The sequence below is a fragment of the Pontivivens marinum genome (assembly GCF_900231835.1).
Lineage (GTDB): Bacteria > Pseudomonadota > Alphaproteobacteria > Rhodobacterales > Rhodobacteraceae > Pontivivens > Pontivivens marinum.
The window spans coordinates 131415-146555 of sequence record NZ_OCTN01000007.1; the positions used below are offsets into that span (position 1 = coordinate 131415).

18 protein-coding genes and 1 other RNA gene are annotated in these 15141 nt (G+C 58.1%); 6 read left to right on the forward strand and 13 right to left on the reverse strand.

Features of this window, described 5'->3' with window-relative positions:
• Positions 1 to 5: 5 nt before the first annotated feature.
• The 6 genes from idi to CR254_RS14775 form a co-directional block, all read right to left on the reverse strand.
• Positions 6 to 524: an isopentenyl-diphosphate Delta-isomerase gene (gene idi, locus CR254_RS14750; RefSeq protein WP_097931304.1), complete on the reverse strand. Its 519-nt coding sequence runs from the start codon at positions 522 to 524 to the stop codon at positions 6 to 8.
• 101 nt (positions 525 to 625) lie between these two features.
• Complete coding sequence (locus CR254_RS14755) at positions 626 to 1627, reverse strand: fumarylacetoacetate hydrolase family protein (RefSeq protein ID WP_097931306.1); 1002 nt, start codon at positions 1625 to 1627, stop codon at positions 626 to 628.
• A 140-nt stretch (positions 1628 to 1767) separates the two neighbouring features.
• Positions 1768 to 2112, reverse strand: coding sequence for a DUF4177 domain-containing protein (locus CR254_RS14760; RefSeq protein WP_097931308.1), 345 nt, complete (start codon positions 2110 to 2112; stop codon positions 1768 to 1770).
• On the reverse strand, positions 2112 to 3632 hold the full coding sequence (gene gatB, locus CR254_RS14765) for an Asp-tRNA(Asn)/Glu-tRNA(Gln) amidotransferase subunit GatB (RefSeq protein WP_097931310.1): 1521 nt from the start codon (positions 3630 to 3632) through the stop codon (positions 2112 to 2114). Before gatB ends, CR254_RS14760 begins: the two co-directional genes overlap by 1 nt.
• A 76-nt stretch (positions 3633 to 3708) precedes the next feature.
• Positions 3709 to 4455, reverse strand: a complete 747-nt coding sequence (locus CR254_RS14770; RefSeq protein ID WP_097931312.1) for an SDR family oxidoreductase — start codon at positions 4453 to 4455, stop codon at positions 3709 to 3711.
• Positions 4452 to 4679 (reverse strand): sulfurtransferase TusA family protein, encoded by a 228-nt coding sequence (locus CR254_RS14775; RefSeq protein WP_097931314.1) that lies wholly within the window; start codon positions 4677 to 4679, stop codon positions 4452 to 4454. Before CR254_RS14775 ends, CR254_RS14770 begins: the two co-directional genes overlap by 4 nt.
• A gap of 111 nt (positions 4680 to 4790) precedes the next feature.
• Here CR254_RS14775 and CR254_RS14780 point away from each other — a divergent pair, with 111 nt between their 5' ends.
• From CR254_RS14780 to CR254_RS14790, 3 genes are all read left to right on the forward strand, one after another.
• Complete coding sequence (locus CR254_RS14780; RefSeq protein ID WP_097931315.1) at positions 4791 to 5549, forward strand: cytochrome c biogenesis CcdA family protein; 759 nt, start codon at positions 4791 to 4793, stop codon at positions 5547 to 5549.
• Positions 5550 to 5612: 63 nt separating this feature from the next.
• On the forward strand, positions 5613 to 6824 hold the full coding sequence (locus CR254_RS14785) for a hypothetical protein (protein WP_097931354.1): 1212 nt from the start codon (positions 5613 to 5615) through the stop codon (positions 6822 to 6824).
• A gap of 41 nt (positions 6825 to 6865) precedes the next feature.
• Positions 6866 to 8134 carry a cytochrome P450 gene (locus CR254_RS14790; RefSeq protein ID WP_245851668.1) on the forward strand — a complete coding sequence of 423 codons (1269 nt, stop codon included), beginning with the start codon at positions 6866 to 6868 and terminating at the stop codon, positions 8132 to 8134.
• Here the strand turns inward: CR254_RS14790 and CR254_RS14795 are convergent.
• From CR254_RS14795 to ssrA, 6 genes are all read right to left on the reverse strand, one after another.
• Positions 8097 to 8327 (reverse strand): ribbon-helix-helix domain-containing protein, encoded by a 231-nt coding sequence (locus CR254_RS14795; RefSeq protein WP_097931319.1) that lies wholly within the window; start codon positions 8325 to 8327, stop codon positions 8097 to 8099. The genes CR254_RS14790 and CR254_RS14795 overlap by 38 nt on opposite strands.
• Positions 8324 to 8749 (reverse strand): GNAT family N-acetyltransferase, encoded by a 426-nt coding sequence (locus CR254_RS14800; RefSeq protein ID WP_097931321.1) that lies wholly within the window; start codon positions 8747 to 8749, stop codon positions 8324 to 8326. The genes CR254_RS14795 and CR254_RS14800 overlap by 4 nt, the downstream gene beginning before the upstream one ends.
• Positions 8746 to 8919, reverse strand: coding sequence for a DUF4169 family protein (locus tag CR254_RS14805; protein WP_097931323.1), 174 nt, complete (start codon positions 8917 to 8919; stop codon positions 8746 to 8748). The genes CR254_RS14800 and CR254_RS14805 overlap by 4 nt, the downstream gene beginning before the upstream one ends.
• Positions 8920 to 8997: 78 nt before the next feature.
• Positions 8998 to 10389: a class II fumarate hydratase gene (gene fumC / locus CR254_RS14810; RefSeq protein WP_097931325.1), complete on the reverse strand. Its 1392-nt coding sequence runs from the start codon at positions 10387 to 10389 to the stop codon at positions 8998 to 9000.
• A 100-nt stretch (positions 10390 to 10489) separates the two neighbouring features.
• Complete coding sequence (locus CR254_RS14815; protein WP_097931327.1) at positions 10490 to 10978, reverse strand: SspB family protein; 489 nt, start codon at positions 10976 to 10978, stop codon at positions 10490 to 10492.
• 106 nt (positions 10979 to 11084) lie between these two features.
• Positions 11085 to 11439, reverse strand: a transfer-messenger RNA (tmRNA) gene (gene ssrA / locus CR254_RS14820).
• Between the two features lie 67 nt (positions 11440 to 11506).
• Between ssrA and CR254_RS14825 the strand changes: the two genes are divergently transcribed.
• Entirely contained in the window at positions 11507 to 12520 is a 1014-nt protein-coding gene (locus CR254_RS14825; RefSeq protein WP_097931329.1) for an ABC transporter substrate-binding protein, read from the forward strand.
• A 52-nt stretch (positions 12521 to 12572) separates the two neighbouring features.
• On the opposite strand, the gene CR254_RS14830 is transcribed toward CR254_RS14825, so the two are convergent.
• Positions 12573 to 13004, reverse strand: a complete 432-nt coding sequence (locus CR254_RS14830; RefSeq protein ID WP_097931331.1) for a VOC family protein — start codon at positions 13002 to 13004, stop codon at positions 12573 to 12575.
• A gap of 188 nt (positions 13005 to 13192) precedes the next feature.
• On the opposite strand from CR254_RS14830, the gene thyX reads away from it, so the two are divergent.
• Positions 13193 to 14101, forward strand: coding sequence for an FAD-dependent thymidylate synthase (gene thyX / locus CR254_RS14835; protein ID WP_097931333.1), 909 nt, complete (start codon positions 13193 to 13195; stop codon positions 14099 to 14101).
• Positions 14098 to 14874 (forward strand): sulfotransferase family 2 domain-containing protein, encoded by a 777-nt coding sequence (locus tag CR254_RS14840; protein ID WP_097931335.1) that lies wholly within the window; start codon positions 14098 to 14100, stop codon positions 14872 to 14874. Before thyX ends, CR254_RS14840 begins: the two co-directional genes overlap by 4 nt.
• The last annotated feature ends 267 nt before the right edge of the window (positions 14875 to 15141 follow it).

Genomic DNA, 15141 nt, shown 5'->3' on the forward strand with positions numbered 1-15141 from the left:
GGAGTTCATCTGCGAAGAATATCTGCGCCATGCTCGGCAAGATAAATGCGTAACCACGGACTGTATTTTTCGGGTTCTGTGGCAATGTCCTCATTGAGGTCGCGTAGGCTGACCCAACGCGTCTCCATGACCTCGGACGGATTGAGGCGCATTTTCAAATCCATAGGCGCATGCCCTGTGAAGATATCAACTACCTCGTGCTCAACCAGTTCGTTACCGACATCGGCCCGATACTCGACGTTTTTGACATGGGTCAGCTCTGGCGACTGGATGCCTAGTTCCTCATCCAGCCTGCGTGTTGCACAATCCATAGCGGCTTCGCCCCATGCGGGGTGAGTGCAGCACGTGTTCGCCCAAAGTCCTGGCGTGTGGTATTTGCCCAAGGCGCGCCGCTGCAACAGGATTTTCCCACCGTTGGTTAGGAACACGGAAACGGCGAGGTGGCGTAATCCGCGTTTGTGAACTTCCAGCTTTTCAACCGGTTGCAGAACACCGTTGACCCAAGCGGGTATTGTGGTTGCCATATTGGGGCTCCATCGTTCGCGTGCCTTATCGTCTCCGTGTAAATGAGCTTTGTGAAGGATGGGAGCAAGGCGATATCGCCTTGCTAGCTGTGATCAACGCTCTATAGCTCAACCACGGTTTGCTCAATCGCGCCAAAGATTGAATAGCCGCTTTCATCGCGCATGTCGATCCGCACCACATCGCCGTCGCCCAGCCAAGGGGTGCTGGCGCTGCCTTCGTTGATTGTCTCGATCATCCGCAATTCGGCGATGCAGGAGTAGCCAGCGCCATTTTCCGCGACCGTTTTACCCGGTCCGCCATTCAATTTGTTCGAGACTGTGCCCGAGCCAATAACGGTCCCAGCCACGAGCGCTCGTGTCTCGGATGCGTGCGCAATCAAGGTTCCGAAATCAAACGTCATATCCTGTCCAGCATCCGCGCGACCGAAGGGCACACCATTTAGATCAACTTCCAACGCGCCGCTTAACTTTCCCTGCTCCCATTGAACCAAGGCATCCGGCGTGACCGCGACGGGCGAACAGGCGCAGGCCGGTTTGGATTGCACAAAGCCAAACCCCTTGGCCAATTCAGGTTGGATCTTCTCACGCAGGGAAACGTCGTTCAGCAGCACGACCAGTGCAATCAAGCCGCGCGCGGTTTCGGCATCGGTTCCCATTGGAACATCGTCAACTATGACCGCAATCTCGCCTTCGAAGTCAGTACCCCAATCAGGATGCGAGGGGATTGCACCGCGTGGGGGTAAAAAGCTATCGGAGCCGCCTTGGTACATCAGTGGGTCCGAATAAAATGATGGCGGCATTTGCGCGCCACGTGCCTTTCGAACTAACTCAACATGGTTGATATAGGCCGATCCGTCGAGGAACTGATATGCGCGGGGCAGGGGCGATAGGGTATCACGCTCATGAAAACGCTCGACCGGCACCGATCCGCTTTCTAGTGCACGGGCCAGCGCGGCCAGTTCTGGCGCAAGGCGCGGCCATTCATCCAGTGCAGCCTGTAACGTTGGCGCAATTCGGCGCGCGTCTGTACAGCGAGTAAGGTCATTGGAAACGACCACGAGTCGTCCGTCGCGGCTGTCATCATCAAGGGTCGCGAGTTTCATGCTAAAGCCTTTCCGCTGGTTGGACCTACAAGCCTAGCGGAGGGAATTCACCACGTCGATTCTTGTTCGTAGTTGCAGCGTTGTCCGCAGCCGTAGGCAGGACAGCAAAGGGGCCGCTAAATGCGGCCCCTGTGTTCGGATTAATCCGTGCTGCGCAAACCTTGCTCAGGTGCGGGACTGACTGGCGGCTCGATCGCGACAGCGGCTTGCGGTTCTGTTCGTCGCGCGGTCGATGCGCGAGTATTGGCTGTGCGGACACGTTGGAAAATCAGCAATGTGGTTTCAACGCTGCGCTTTCGGCGCATCATGCCTGTTGGAACGACCACTTCGATCTGTTCCGCGCGCAGGAATGACCATCCACCGCGGGCTTCCTCGTTGAGGATTTCAGTCAGGGTGCGACTGGTGCGATCAACAGGGTTTTTGACGCCCTTGAACTTACGCGGCGTGGTCGGCAGTGGGACGGTCTTATATTCCATCTCGCCCATTAATCTTCCTCCAGCCCGAGTTTCGTGCGCACGATTGCCTGAACCGCCTGCGGGTTCGCCTTACCGCCGGTGGACTTCATCACCTGACCAACGAACCAGCCTGCCAGCTTTGGATTCGCCTTTGCCTTCTCAACCTGCGCGGGGTTGCCATTGATGACGTCATCAACGGCTGCCTCAATCGCGCCGGTATCTGTCACCTGCTTCATGCCGCGGGCTTCGACGATGTCGGCGGGCTCTCCACCCTCGGTCCAGATGATCTCAAACAAGTCCTTGGCTATTTTTCCCGAGATATCGCCATTGCAGATCAGGTCGATGATGCCACCCAGCTGCGCGGCGGAAACGGGGCTTTCGGATAGGGCGATGCCCTCCTTGTTCAGGCGTCCGAACAGCTCGTTTATCACCCAGTTTGCGGCCATCTTGCCGTCGCGGCCCTCGGCCACGGCTTCAAAGTAATTGGCGCTTTCGACCTCGGAGGTCAGAACGCTGGCATCATATTCGGTCATGCCAAAGGCAGTTACGAAGCGTGTGCGTTTCTCATCCGGCAATTCGGGTTGACGGGCTGCAATCTCATCCACCAGATCCTGCGAAACGACCAGAGGCAGCAGATCCGGATCGGGGAAGTAGCGGTAATCGTGCGCTTCTTCCTTGGATCGCATCGAGCGTGTTTCACCCTTGGTCGGATCGTATAGGCGGGTTTCCTGATCGATGCTGCCGCCATCCTCCAGAATCGCGATCTGGCGCTTGGCCTCGAAATCGATAGCCTGCTGGATGAAACGCATGGAGTTCATGTTCTTCAGCTCGCATCGCGTGCCCAGATGGCTGAAATCCTGAGTCGCCTGATATTTCTCATACTGACCGGGACGACAGACGGAGACGTTAACGTCTGCGCGCATGTTGCCGTTTTGCATGTTGCCATCACAGGTGCCCAGATAGCGCAGAATTTGACGCAGTTTGCGCACATATTCGGCTGCTTCCTCAGGCCCGCGAATGTCAGGCTTTGACACGATCTCCATCAAGGCGACGCCCGTGCGGTTCAGGTCAACGAAGGACATTGTCGGGTCCATATCGTGGATCGACTTACCTGCATCCTGTTCCAGGTGGATGCGCTCAACTCGTACAGTACGACCAATGCCGGGGGTCATATCCACAAGGATTTCGCCCTCACCCACGATGGGGTGGTACAGTTGACTGATCTGATAGCCCTGCGGCAAATCAGGGTAGAAATAGTTTTTGCGGTCAAAGGCCGAGGTCAGGTTGATCTGCGCCTTCAGCCCCAATCCTGTGCGGATCGCCTGCTCAACGCAGAACTGGTTGATGACGGGCAACATGCCGGGCATCCCCGCATCGACCAGCGCCACGTTCGAGTTCGGCTCCGCGCCGAATGTCGTGGAGGCGCCAGAAAACAGCTTGGCTTTGGACGCGACCTGCGCGTGAACTTCTAGGCCGATGACCAGTTCCCAGTCGCCGGTCGCACCGGCGTAGATCTTCGGTTTTGGCTCAGTATAGGTGAGTTCGGTCATCTCGGCGCTCTCCGCATCTCGCGTTGTCGGGGCGGTTCTACGATGGGTAGGGCAGAGCGGCAAGGGCGCTGCGCATTCACCGACCACCAGAAATGTCGAGCATGGTGCCCGTAATGTAGCTGGCCTTGTCCGATATCAGGAAAAGGGCGGCATCTGCGATCTCTCCAACTTGGCCAACACGGCCCATGGGAATGGCGGGCGCGATGCGTTCTGGCCGCCCCGGCTCACCGCCCTTTGCATGGATTCCCGTCTCGATCAGGCCGGGGCGAATACCCACAACACGCACGCCATCGCGGGCATGTTCGTGGGCAAGGCCAAGGGTCAGCGTGTCGATCGCCGCCTTTGTCGCGGCATAGTCCACATATTCGCCCGCACTGCCGGTTCGCGCGGCAACGGAGGATATATTGACCAAAACACCACCGGAGCCGCCACGAGCCAGACTCATCGCACGCACGGCCTCACGCGCCACATAGATCGCGCCGGTGACATTTACGTTGATGACCAGTGCTATTTCCTCTGGTGTGGAAACAGCTAGGGCACGACCGCGTGGGGGGACGATACCTGCATTGTTGACCACCGCATCGGGTACGCCAAGGGCTGCGATATGGTCGGCAAAGACCTGTGCAACCTGCTGCGCATCCGAGATATCACCCTTTAACAGCACGACCTTACGCCCAAACGCCCGGATTTCGTCGGCCACGGCCTGCGCGCCCGCGGTATCACTGCGATAATTCAGGCCGATATCATGTCCGTCCGCCGCAGCGCGCCGTGCGATTTCAGCGCCAATACCTGCGCTCGCCCCTGTAATCAGAATCGATGTCATGCGGTTCCCTTTACGATGCGCCAGTTATGCACGCTGCCTTGTGCCCCATCATCATGCAGCAGGTGGCCCTGTTCTGCACAAAAATGTGGAATATCAATGATCGCAGCCGGATCATCGGTCTGGACGCGCAACACGTCGCCAACGGCAAGATCGCGCAACCGCTTTCGCGCGCGCAAAACGGGCAGGGGGCATAACAGCCCGGTAGCATCTAGGTCATGGGTCATGGGTTCAGATAACGCGCCACTGTTACAACCCGCAAACGGTTTTGTGAGCGGCGCGACCCTGTGCGCGTCAATATTTATCGGCTAGGTCTGGGCCAAGCAGGGGAGTTGCGTATGTTCGGACTGGAAATCATGGATGCCTCGATGGGCGGCGCGCTGTTTATCGCGCTGGTCGCCGGATTGATGAGCTTTCTCAGCCCATGCGTTTTGCCGATTGTGCCCCCCTATCTGGCCTATATGGCCGGTGCCTCGATGGACGAACTGACATCCGAACGGCCTAGCAAGGCACAGCGCAATGTGATCCTTGCCGCGCTGTTCTTTGTTCTGGGTCTGTCGACTGTATTTCTGATTATGGGCGCCGCTGCGTCGCAAATCGGGCGGGCTTTGCTGGAATATCAGCGCGAATTCGCCATGGTTGCAGGGGCCGTGGTGACGATATTCGGCCTGCACTTCCTCGGCGTGTTCCGGATTGGCCTGTTGTACCGCGAGGCGCGTATGGATGCGGGCGATCGTGGGGGCAGTCCTGTGGGGGCCTATGTGTTGGGCCTTGCCTTTGCGTTTGGTTGGACGCCATGCATCGGGCCAATTTTGGGGTCGATCCTTAGTCTTGCCGCGCAGGAGGCGAGCGTCGGGCGTGGTATTGCGCTGATGGCGTTATATGCAGCGGGATTGGGCGTTCCATTTCTGGTGGCCGCTGTGTTCCTGCGGCGCTTCATGGGCGCGATGCAGAAAATTCGCCCCTATATGAGTGTTATTGAGAAGGCGATGGGCGTCATGCTGGTCATTGTTGGCATTATGATGCTGACGGGCGCTTTTACCGATCTATCCTTTTGGCTGCTCGAAAAATTCCCTGCTTTGGCGTCGTTTGGGTAAGTATTTCCCGAAACCACGGGGCGTATGCTTTGCATGCCATCCAAGGGCGCGGTATCTGACTATATGACCGAGCCTAGCGCCCCTGTTGAGCAAAACGCTCCCGAGCAAGATGTCCGGCGGCGGGCCGTGTTTTTTATACCCGGCTTTGACCCCATCGGCGCGCGGCGTTACCGCGAGCTTTATCGCACGCAGGGGGCTGAACAGGCCGGGATTTCTGGCTATTCTCTGGGCATGGATGGCACGCCGCGCCGCGATGGCACCTATGGCTGGTCGGCGGAATTGCGGGATGGCGATCAGGTCAGCGAGGCGGATATCCGTTTCCTCGGCTGGAACGATCTGGTTCGTGACGCGATGAGTGATAGCGCACTGATGGCCTATTGGCAGATGGTGCGCACCGCAGGGATCTACATCTTTTCCGGCGCACTGCTCCGGCTGATCCGGTTGCGAACGGTTCCGATGGTGATCGCCCTGTATCCGATTGTGATGATGGCGTTCTATTTCAACCTGTCATTCTGGCTGGCCGCTGCGGCCCATCGGCTTAGCCCACCGGGGATCGACTTTGTGGTTGGCATGGTGGTGTTCCTGCTGATGATGCGACTGACGCGCAGCTATGACCAGAAACACCTCTATGCGTTTTATTTGATGAGCGACTACGCCTTTGCCGCGCGACGGCGGGGGCGCATGCCCGAACCCTTGGCCCGCCGTGTTGCCAGTTGGACCGACCAGATTGAGCAGCGCATCGGGTCGGTGGATGAGGTGTTGGTGGTTGGCCATTCCTCGGGGGCTGCACTGGCGGTGCATGTGGTGGCGGAGCTGTCGCGGCGGGGCGCGGGGCCGGTTAGCCTGCTGACCTTGGGCCAAGTCATTCCGATGGTTAGCTTTCTGCCCACTGCGGCGGATCTGCGGCGCGATTTACGTGATGTTGCCGGTGCGCAAAGTGTCTATTGGCTGGATGTGACTGCACCGTCCGATGGGGCATGCTTTGCTTTGGCTGATCCTGTTGCCACGGCAGGCGTTTCGCGTGATGGCGATCCGAACCCGATTGTGATTTCGGGGACGTTCCTGCGCACACTCTCACCCGAGCAGTTGGTGGCCTATAAACGGCGCTATTTCCGCAAGCATGTGCAATATTTATGCGCCTTTGGGCGGCCGGGCGTTTATGATTACTTTAAGATTACGGCAGGTGCGCTGTCTCTGCGGTCGCGTTTTGGCGATAGGGGATCCACGGCCAGCCGTAAGGTCGCGCCGGTCAGCTGGTTTAAGAAGGTCGATTAATGCCAGTAACGCCGCCCATACCCGCTAGCAGGCCCGAGGGCATGCACCGCTGGGCGCGCTGGCGGGCGTTCCGGCGGGACATGTTTGCCTCGCAGCCACAGCGTTTATATCGCGCCAAAATGGCCCAGATGACAACGCCGTTCTATCGCAGCTTCACCGTGCCTGACCCGACATTGGCCCGAAAAATTCTAGAGGATGCGGAGGGTTTTCCCAAAAGCGATGTCTTGGCCGCAACGCTGGGGGATTTGTTGGGACGCTCGGTTTTTGTCACCAATGGTGCGGAATGGGCGCGGGCGCGAGCTATGATCGACCCCGCTTTTTCCGGTGGCCGCGTGCGCGAAATGTTGCCCCAAATGGTCGGGGCAGGGCAGCGGATGCTGGCGGAGCTACACCCCGGCGTGATCGAGGTCGAGGCAGTGACGGCCCGCGCCACCGCCGATGTGATCCTGCGGGTTCTGTTTTCGCGGCCCATTGATGATGCACAAGCGCAGGAAATCTTCGGTGTGTTTCAGGAATATCAACGGGCACAGCCACTTGCATCCCTCGCTGATCTACTGCGCCTGCCTGCATGGGTGCCGCGTCGCAGGCGTGGGCGTAAGGAGGCATATGCGCTGCGTGCTTTGGTTGCGGATCTGATTGCCCAGCGGCAGGGAGATGAGGTGGACCTGCTCGCGCGGTTGATTGATGCCCGCGACGGCGATGATGGCACCGGATTTTCCGAGAGTGAGCTGGTCGATCAGGCCGTCATGTTCCTGCTAGCAGGGCATGAGACATCAGCCTCTGCGCTAAGCTGGGCGCTATATTGCCTTGCCCTGTCGCCCGAGGATCAGGACCGCGCGGCGGCGGAGGTTGCCGCATGTGCGCCAACAGAATTTAAACAAATGCCATTTTTGCGCGATGTGTGGCGCGAGGTTTTACGGTTATACCCGCCGGTTCCAATGTTGCCACGGCAGGCTGCGCAGGCGACGACTTTACGGGAACGCGCCGTTTCGCGCGGGGACCCTGTGATCATCTCGCCATGGCATAGTGGTCGGCATGAGCGGGAGTGGGACCGCCCCCATGAATTCGATCCGTCCCGCTGGGCGCAGGGCGCGACGACGCAGGGGTGGTTTCCGTTTTCCGCAGGTCCACGTATTTGCCCCGGCGCAGGATTCGCCACGGCAGAGGGGATCATCCTGTTGGCGATGATTCTACGCGAATGGCGGTTGCAGGTTGTGCCAAATGATATTCCCCAACCGGTTGCCCACCTAACCGTTCGTTCTGCTGCCGGTATCAGGATAGCGTTTCATCGCCGCGCAACGCAGCATTGAGGACATAGACCCTGATCGCGGAAGCAAGCCCCGTATCAGGGCTACGCCCCTCATCAACTATGCTGACCAGCGCATTTGTGGACAGGTTGCGCGTGCGGGCGATTTGGCGAAAGGCGACCCAGAACTCAGGCTCTAGCGAGATTGAGGTCCGGTGCCCGCGCAATGTGACGGAGTGTTTTTCAGGGCGGCTCATAGGGGCTTCGCAAAATAGACGCGGTGCAGATTATGTTCGGTCACGCGATGGGTTTCGGTGTACCCCAAACGTGGGTAGAGCATCAGGTTCGCAGTCATGGCGGCGTTGGTATACAGCACGGCACGATGAAAACCGAGGTCACGTCCTGCGCCCTCAGCCGCCAGCATTAACCTGCGGCCGATCCCCTGTCCTGCATATGCCGGATCAACCGCGACGTTTTCGATCAGCCAATCCTTGCCCATCGGTTTGGCGCAGATATAACCGCCCTCACATACCCATAGGTGCCCCGCTGCGATATCAGGGCTGAAGTCCTGCACCATAGGCGGCAGATTCGGACCCAATTCATCAACGTAAACAGTATAGGCTGCGCGGGCGATGCGGGTTACCTCGGCCAAATCATCTGGGGTGGCGGGGCGGATCATTCGCGTTCGTGTTGATCTAGGTTGCGCTTCGCCTTGGCAATTTGCGCATCCTCGATTTGCCGCTCTGCCTTGGTGCGGCCAAAACGGACAGCATTTGCATCTGCCTGCGCACGGCTATCGGCGCGGGTGCGGGCCTTGCGGGCTTTGGACAGATTGATGACTTTGCTCATGTCGATAGTTTGAGCGGCGCTTGGGATTTGCGCAAGGGGTCAACCCTCCCCCGTATTGTGGGGGAGGGGACAGTTCGCTTATTTCGGGCCGAGCATATCCTGTGGCTGCACGACGCGATCAAATGTTTCCGCATCCACAAAGCCGAGGGCGATTGCCTCTTCCTTGAGGGTGGTCCGGTTCTTATGCGCGGTCTTGGCCACCTTGGTCGCGTTATCATAGCCGATTTCGGGGGCCAGTGCTGTGACCAGCATCAGGCTTTCCCACATCAGCCTGGAGATACGCTCCTCATCCGCCTCAATCCCGTCAACGCAATTATCGGTAAATGCGACAGAGGCATCGCCCAGCAATTGCATGGATTGCAGCAGGTTGTAGATCATCATCGGCTTGTAAACGTTCAGCTCGAAATGGCCTTGCGAACCGGCAAAACCGATGGCTGCGTCGTTGCCCATAACGTGGGCGCAAACCTGCGTCAGTGCCTCACACTGGGTCGGATTTACCTTGCCCGGCATAATGGACGAGCCCGGCTCGTTTTCAGGCAACATCAGTTCACCCAAACCACAGCGTGGGCCGGAGCCGAGCAGGCGGATGTCGTTCGCGATCTTGAACAGCGATGCCGCAACCGTTTTCAGCGCGCCGGACATTTCCACCACGGCGTCATGGGCGGCCAGCGCCTCAAACTTGTTGGGTGCAGTGATGAATGGCAGACCGGAAATTTCCGCGATATTTGCCGCGACCTTCTCGGCGAAGCCAACCTTGGTGTTCAGGCCGGTGCCAACTGCGGTGCCGCCCTGTGCCAGTGGGTAGATGTTTTCCAGCGCATGCTTAACGCGGCGTGTGCCCTGCTCCACCTGAAAGGCGTAGCCGCCGAACTCCTGACCCAATGTCATCGGGGTCGCATCCTGCGTGTGGGTGCGGCCAATCTTGATGATATCCTTGAAGGCTTCAGCCTTTGCAGCCAGTGCTGCGTGCAGTTTTTCCAGACCGGGCAGCAATGTGTGGGTCGCGGTCATCGCGGCGGCAATGTGCATTGCAGTCGGGAACGTATCGTTCGAGCTTTGCGACATATTGCAGTGATCGTTGGGGTGAACCGGAGTTTTCGATCCGATCTCACCGCCGAGCATTTCAATTGCGCGGTTCGCGATCACTTCGTTCGCGTTCATGTTCGACTGGGTGCCGGAACCGGTCTGCCAAACGACGAGGGGGAAGTGGTCGTCCAGCTTGCCGGTCACAACCTCGGATGCGGCGGAAACGATGGCATTACCGATCTCGGGCTTTAGCGCGCCGAGGTCCATATTGGCCTGCGCGGCGGCCTGCTTGATCGTGCCGAGCGCACGAACCAGTGCGACGGGCTGTTTTTCCCAGCCGATGGGGAAGTTGATCAGGCTGCGCTGTGTTTGCGCGCCCCAATACTTGTCGGAAGGAACCTCAAGCGGGCCAAAGCTGTCGGTCTCGGTGCGGGTCGTGGTCATGGCGGGGCCTTTGCGTTGCACGTCGGATGCTGCTTCATAGCCCCCTGCGGCCCGCGTCGCAATCAGGGGGTTGGAATACAGCTACGTGAATACGCGCCGTTCAGGATTTGCGGAAGCTATCGAGACTGACAACCTCTGCGCTGCCGGTGGGTTTTTCAGGCTCAACGGGTGCTGCCTCAACCACATCTTCGATGATGTCCTCGGGCTCATCCAATTCATCGGCGGTAAAGGGCGTGTCCTGTGCCTCGAACCGCAAGCCAAACTCAACCGACGGATCGACAAAGGTTTTTACCGCATCGAAGGGCACAACCATTGGCTCTGGCGCATTTCCGAAATTCAGGGTGATCGCAAACCGGTCATCCATGACGGTAAGGTTGTCGAACCATTCCTGCATGACGATCGTCATTTCCTCGGGGTAACGCTCACGCAGCCAATCAGCCAGATCAACGCCCGGATGGGTCGTGTCGAACGTGATAAAGAAGTGATGCGACCCGGGCAGGCCATGCTCCGATACACGTTGTAGGACGTCACGCAGCAATCCCTGCAACGCGCGATGCATCAACTGTCCGTAATTGATCTGGCTCGACATTCTATCCCCCGGCACAACTTGCGTACCGACAATAGACGATTCGAGCGGAGTGAACAGTGCGCACTGACGCATATGCTGCTGTAATGTTGGGCATCGGGTGGATTTAAGTGCAGGCTTCTGTTGCCAGGTGCCTGCGAACCCCGCCCTACGCGGCTAGGCGTAGGGACTTAAGTTTCGACTTGGTTACCGCTTACGCAGCAACTGCCATCGGAGCATTGTTGTCATTTGCAACTATACTATCTGAACCGATAACGGTGGTATCTCACCGAGCAAAGGCTACATCTTTAGACGTCCGTCGATACTGTTTCGACCCCGTCCGCCCTGCAAATGACAGGGTGATTGGTGGAGTCGCCGGGTACCGCCCCCGGGTCCGAACCGCTTATTACATGCGCGTTTATCGCCATATCCCCGCAAGCGAGGCACTGATCTAGGTAATGTAACGGTACGTGATGTTCAAGGGTTTGTGCCGCTTTATAGATTGGAATCCTTCTAAGAAACGGGCAGGTTGTTCGAAACGGAGGAAAAGAGATGAAAATTCGCAACTATCTTGCTGCTGGCGTGTTCGCGCCCTTACTTTTGGCAAGCGCGGCGGTGGCGCAAGATGTTTATGTGCTGACGGATCGCGGCATAAACTTCCTGTCGCCCATGGTCCGCGCGTTTCAGGAGGAAACGGGATACTCGGTGTCTGTTCGGTCCGTCGATGGCGATGTTGTGGATTTCTTGCTGGATAATGAGGACAGCCAAAGCGCGAGTGTCTTGGTTACAGCATCAATTACATTGCTGGATGATGCCTATCGCGCGGGCCTGACCATGAATCCGCAATCCGAGGTTCTGGAGCAGGCAGTACCCGCCGAATTCCGCCATCCGGACAACCAGTGGTTTGGCATTACTCGCCGTCTGCGTGGCCTATATGTATCGAGCAACGCCTCGGAATGGTTGCGCACGCTGAGCTATGAAGATCTGGCCGATCCACGTTTGGACGGGCGTATCTGCATTCGATCGGGGACGCATAACTATAACCTTGGCCTGTTTTCAGCCTATGCGACCCATTACGGTCGCGAGGAGGCGGAGCAGTGGTTGGCCGGCCTTAAATCCAATCTCAGCCGTTCACCGCAGGGCAATGACCGTGCGCAAATGCGCGCGGTGTCCGAGGGGCTGTGCTCGGTCGCGATTGCAAATTCCTATTACTATGGCTTGGCGCGCAGCAATCACCGGCAGCGGGATTGGGCGGAGCAGATCAATCTGGTTTTCCCGCGCTTTGAGCGGGGAGGCACCCATGTGAACATTTCCGGCATGGCGATGCTATCAACGGTCGAGAATGTGGATGCGGCGCGGGCCTTCATGGAATTTCAGCTCTCGGCACAGGCGCAGGACCTGTATGCGCGGCGGAACTTTGAGTATCCGATGATCGAGGGCGTGGCCCAAAACGACTTCACATCGTCATGGGGGGAGTTTGAGCCGGATGCGATCGGTCAGCAGGACATCGCTGACCTGCATGTCTGGGCGCGTGGTGCGGTCGAACGTATCGGGTTCAACGACTAGCGTCGCTCCATACGAGAGTAGGGGGCGCCGGGCCGAAACCCGGCGCCATCTTTTACCAGCTGCCGGTATTGGGCATGGAGGCCCAAGGCTCTGCCGGTGCCAGTGCCTCACCCTCTTGCAGCAGCTCAACCGACACATTGTCAGGCGAGCGGACAAAAGCCATGTGGCCGTCGCGTGGCGGACGGTTGACGGTCACGCCTCCATCCAGCATCCGCTGACAAACCTCGTAGATATTGCCAACGCGATAGGCCAGGTGGCCGAAATTGCGGCTGTCATCGGGCAGGGCATCATCGCCGTCCCAGTTATAGGTTAGCTCAACTGCGGCATTGTCCTGACCGGGAGGCGACAGGAACACCAGCGTGAAGCGGCCGCCCTCGTTTTCGATGCGGCGGGTTTCTTCCAGCCCCAGCAGATCGCAGTAAAATGCTTTGCTTTGTTCAATATCGCGAACGCGAACCATGGTGTGAAGATAAGTAAGGCTCATAGCCTGTCTCCTTTTGTGCGGGCGCGGTCACGCCGGACCGTCACCATCTGTACGAAGCTGACATAGGTGAAAAGGCACCGTCGGACAGGGTTTGCAAGGGGGGCAGGGCAAATTCCTGCCAGTAGCGTATGTATCCCAGATGGTGTATCGCCAGCATCAAACTAGTAGTAAATACTCCGGAGACTATAATGCCCATCACCCCCGACCAGCAGGCCGAGATTGACGCCGCGCGCACTGACCAACACACCACCATGCGCGCCACCGTTCCGGGGATGGAGGCGCATCTCTATAAGGCGCATGAAGTACTGGATCACGGCTTCATCCGGGTCATTGATTATATGGGTGATGATAATGCCATCGTGCAGGCCGCCCGCGTGTCCTATGGCCGTGGAACCAAAGCGGTGCAGAATGATGCCGGTTTGATCCGCTATCTGATGCGCCACTGGCACTCGACCCCGTTCGAAATGTGCGAGATCAAGCTGCACGTTAAGCTGCCGGTGTTTGTTGCGCGTCAGTGGATCCGCCACCGGACGGCCAACGTCAACGAATACTCGGCCCGTTATTCGATTCTGGATCGGGAGTTCTACATTCCTGCGCCCGAACATCTGGCGGCGCAATCCAAACAGAACCATCAAGGCCGTGGTGGCGTGCTGGAGGGGGAGGAAGCCGCGCGCGTCCTCGATATCCTGTGGGCGGATTCAAACCGTGCCTATGACCACTATGAGGAAATGCTGGATCAGGACGGGCAGGACGGATTGGCGCGTGAACTGGCGCGGATGAACCTGCCTGCGAACATCTATACGCAATGGTATTGGAAGGTGGACCTTCACAACCTGTTCCACTTCCTGCGCTTGCGGGCGGATTCGCACGCGCAGTACGAAATCCGTGTCTACGCTGATGCTATCTGTAAGGTGGTTGCGGATTGGGTGCCCCATGCCTTTGCTGCATTCGAGGATTATCGCCTGGGTGGCGCGCAATTCTCTGGTAAGGGTATGGACTGCGTGCGCCGCATGATCGCGGGCGAGCAGGTTGATCAGGCATCCAGCGGAATGTCGGCAGGTGAATGGCGTGAGTTTCAGGCGGTGTTGCAGGGATGAGCCGGCCCGCTCTTTCTAGACGGCTCGCGCGTCCTGTTACGGGCCTGTTCACGCAGCGCCCTAAGCGACGCATTATTTTTCAGCACATACCCAAGGCCGGCGGCTCAACTGTGAACGCAGTGTTCAAGTCGATCTTTCGCGGCTCACGGTTCGGGCAGTCCGTTCTGCTGCGAGATGAGGCGTTAGATATGCCCGCGCAAATCGCCTTCGCGCAGAGCGCCCGTTTCGTCGGTGGGCATTTTGGCGCGGCTGTGCGGGAGGCGGTTCGTGGTGACGGATATGTATTCACTGTCCTGCGTGATCCTGCGGATCGGCTGATCTCCTCATGGCGATTTGCCCAGAGCCATACAGATCTAAGCTTTAGGTATGGGCACGACACTCTGGAGCAGATGATCGAGCAGGGCACACCCGCTGAGCGTTTCAGTATAGATAATGTTATGGCCCGCCAGTTGGGAGCAGGGCTGGATCTGGGTGCAGCAGCGGTGATTCCACGGGACGAATGGGTGGACCGTGCACTGGATGCATTGCGCTCTATGGACCGAGTGATCCAATTGGCTGATCTGGATGGTGGCATTCAGGGCGTGCTGCAAGATAATGAGCTAACCTATAGGCGTCCGATTGATGTGCGTAATCGCACGGACGGGCAGGGGCGCCGAAACTTGGCGACCGGCATTGCGCCTCCAAAGGTGAATCGCGATGACATTGCGCCACTACTACAGCCTTATCTGGAGTTAGACACAGAGCTGCTGCGGCGCTGGGCGTTCGAATCCTGATCAGAATCAGATTTTGACTCTGCTTTGGTGAAAACTGCGCCGATTGCGATCTCGCATCGGGGTTATGATTGGGTGAGGGATGCAATCTGTCGCGAGCTCTTGATTTGCATTCATGAAGTTGCGCGAATTCACTGATTTAGGCCGAATTCGGTGATTTTCGAGAAAATTACATTTTGGTGTCGAATTGGGTTGCGGGTGTTGGTGAGTTTGCCTAGAACCCCTTTCACCGGCGGCGGGAACGACAACGAACGCGGCGCCGGGTACTAC

Bases quoted from the DNA above. Each gene is read 5' to 3' on its own strand.
- idi (WP_097931304.1), bottom strand. From the start codon at position 524: ATGGCAACCACAATACCCGCTTGGGTCAACGGTGTTCTGCAACCGGTT.
- CR254_RS14755 (WP_097931306.1), bottom strand. From the start codon at position 1,627: ATGAAACTCGCGACCCTTGATGATGACAGCCGCGACGGACGACTCGTG.
- CR254_RS14760 (WP_097931308.1), bottom strand. From the start codon at position 2,112: ATGGGCGAGATGGAATATAAGACCGTCCCACTGCCGACCACGCCGCGT.
- gatB (WP_097931310.1), bottom strand. From the start codon at position 3,632: ATGACCGAACTCACCTATACTGAGCCAAAACCGAAGATCTACGCCGGT.
- CR254_RS14770 (WP_097931312.1), bottom strand. From the start codon at position 4,455: ATGACATCGATTCTGATTACAGGGGCGAGCGCAGGTATTGGCGCTGAA.
- CR254_RS14775 (WP_097931314.1), bottom strand. From the start codon at position 4,679: ATGACCCATGACCTAGATGCTACCGGGCTGTTATGCCCCCTGCCCGTT.
- CR254_RS14780 (WP_097931315.1), top strand. From the start codon at position 4,791: ATGTTCGGACTGGAAATCATGGATGCCTCGATGGGCGGCGCGCTGTTT.
- CR254_RS14785 (WP_097931354.1), top strand. From the start codon at position 5,613: ATGACCGAGCCTAGCGCCCCTGTTGAGCAAAACGCTCCCGAGCAAGAT.
- CR254_RS14790 (WP_245851668.1), top strand. From the start codon at position 6,866: ATGCACCGCTGGGCGCGCTGGCGGGCGTTCCGGCGGGACATGTTTGCC.
- CR254_RS14795 (WP_097931319.1), bottom strand. From the start codon at position 8,327: ATGAGCCGCCCTGAAAAACACTCCGTCACATTGCGCGGGCACCGGACC.
- CR254_RS14800 (WP_097931321.1), bottom strand. From the start codon at position 8,749: ATGATCCGCCCCGCCACCCCAGATGATTTGGCCGAGGTAACCCGCATC.
- CR254_RS14805 (WP_097931323.1), bottom strand. From the start codon at position 8,919: ATGAGCAAAGTCATCAATCTGTCCAAAGCCCGCAAGGCCCGCACCCGC.
- fumC (WP_097931325.1), bottom strand. From the start codon at position 10,389: ATGACCACGACCCGCACCGAGACCGACAGCTTTGGCCCGCTTGAGGTT.
- CR254_RS14815 (WP_097931327.1), bottom strand. From the start codon at position 10,978: ATGTCGAGCCAGATCAATTACGGACAGTTGATGCATCGCGCGTTGCAG.
- CR254_RS14825 (WP_097931329.1), top strand. From the start codon at position 11,507: ATGAAAATTCGCAACTATCTTGCTGCTGGCGTGTTCGCGCCCTTACTT.
- CR254_RS14830 (WP_097931331.1), bottom strand. From the start codon at position 13,004: ATGAGCCTTACTTATCTTCACACCATGGTTCGCGTTCGCGATATTGAA.
- thyX (WP_097931333.1), top strand. From the start codon at position 13,193: ATGCCCATCACCCCCGACCAGCAGGCCGAGATTGACGCCGCGCGCACT.
- CR254_RS14840 (WP_097931335.1), top strand. From the start codon at position 14,098: ATGAGCCGGCCCGCTCTTTCTAGACGGCTCGCGCGTCCTGTTACGGGC.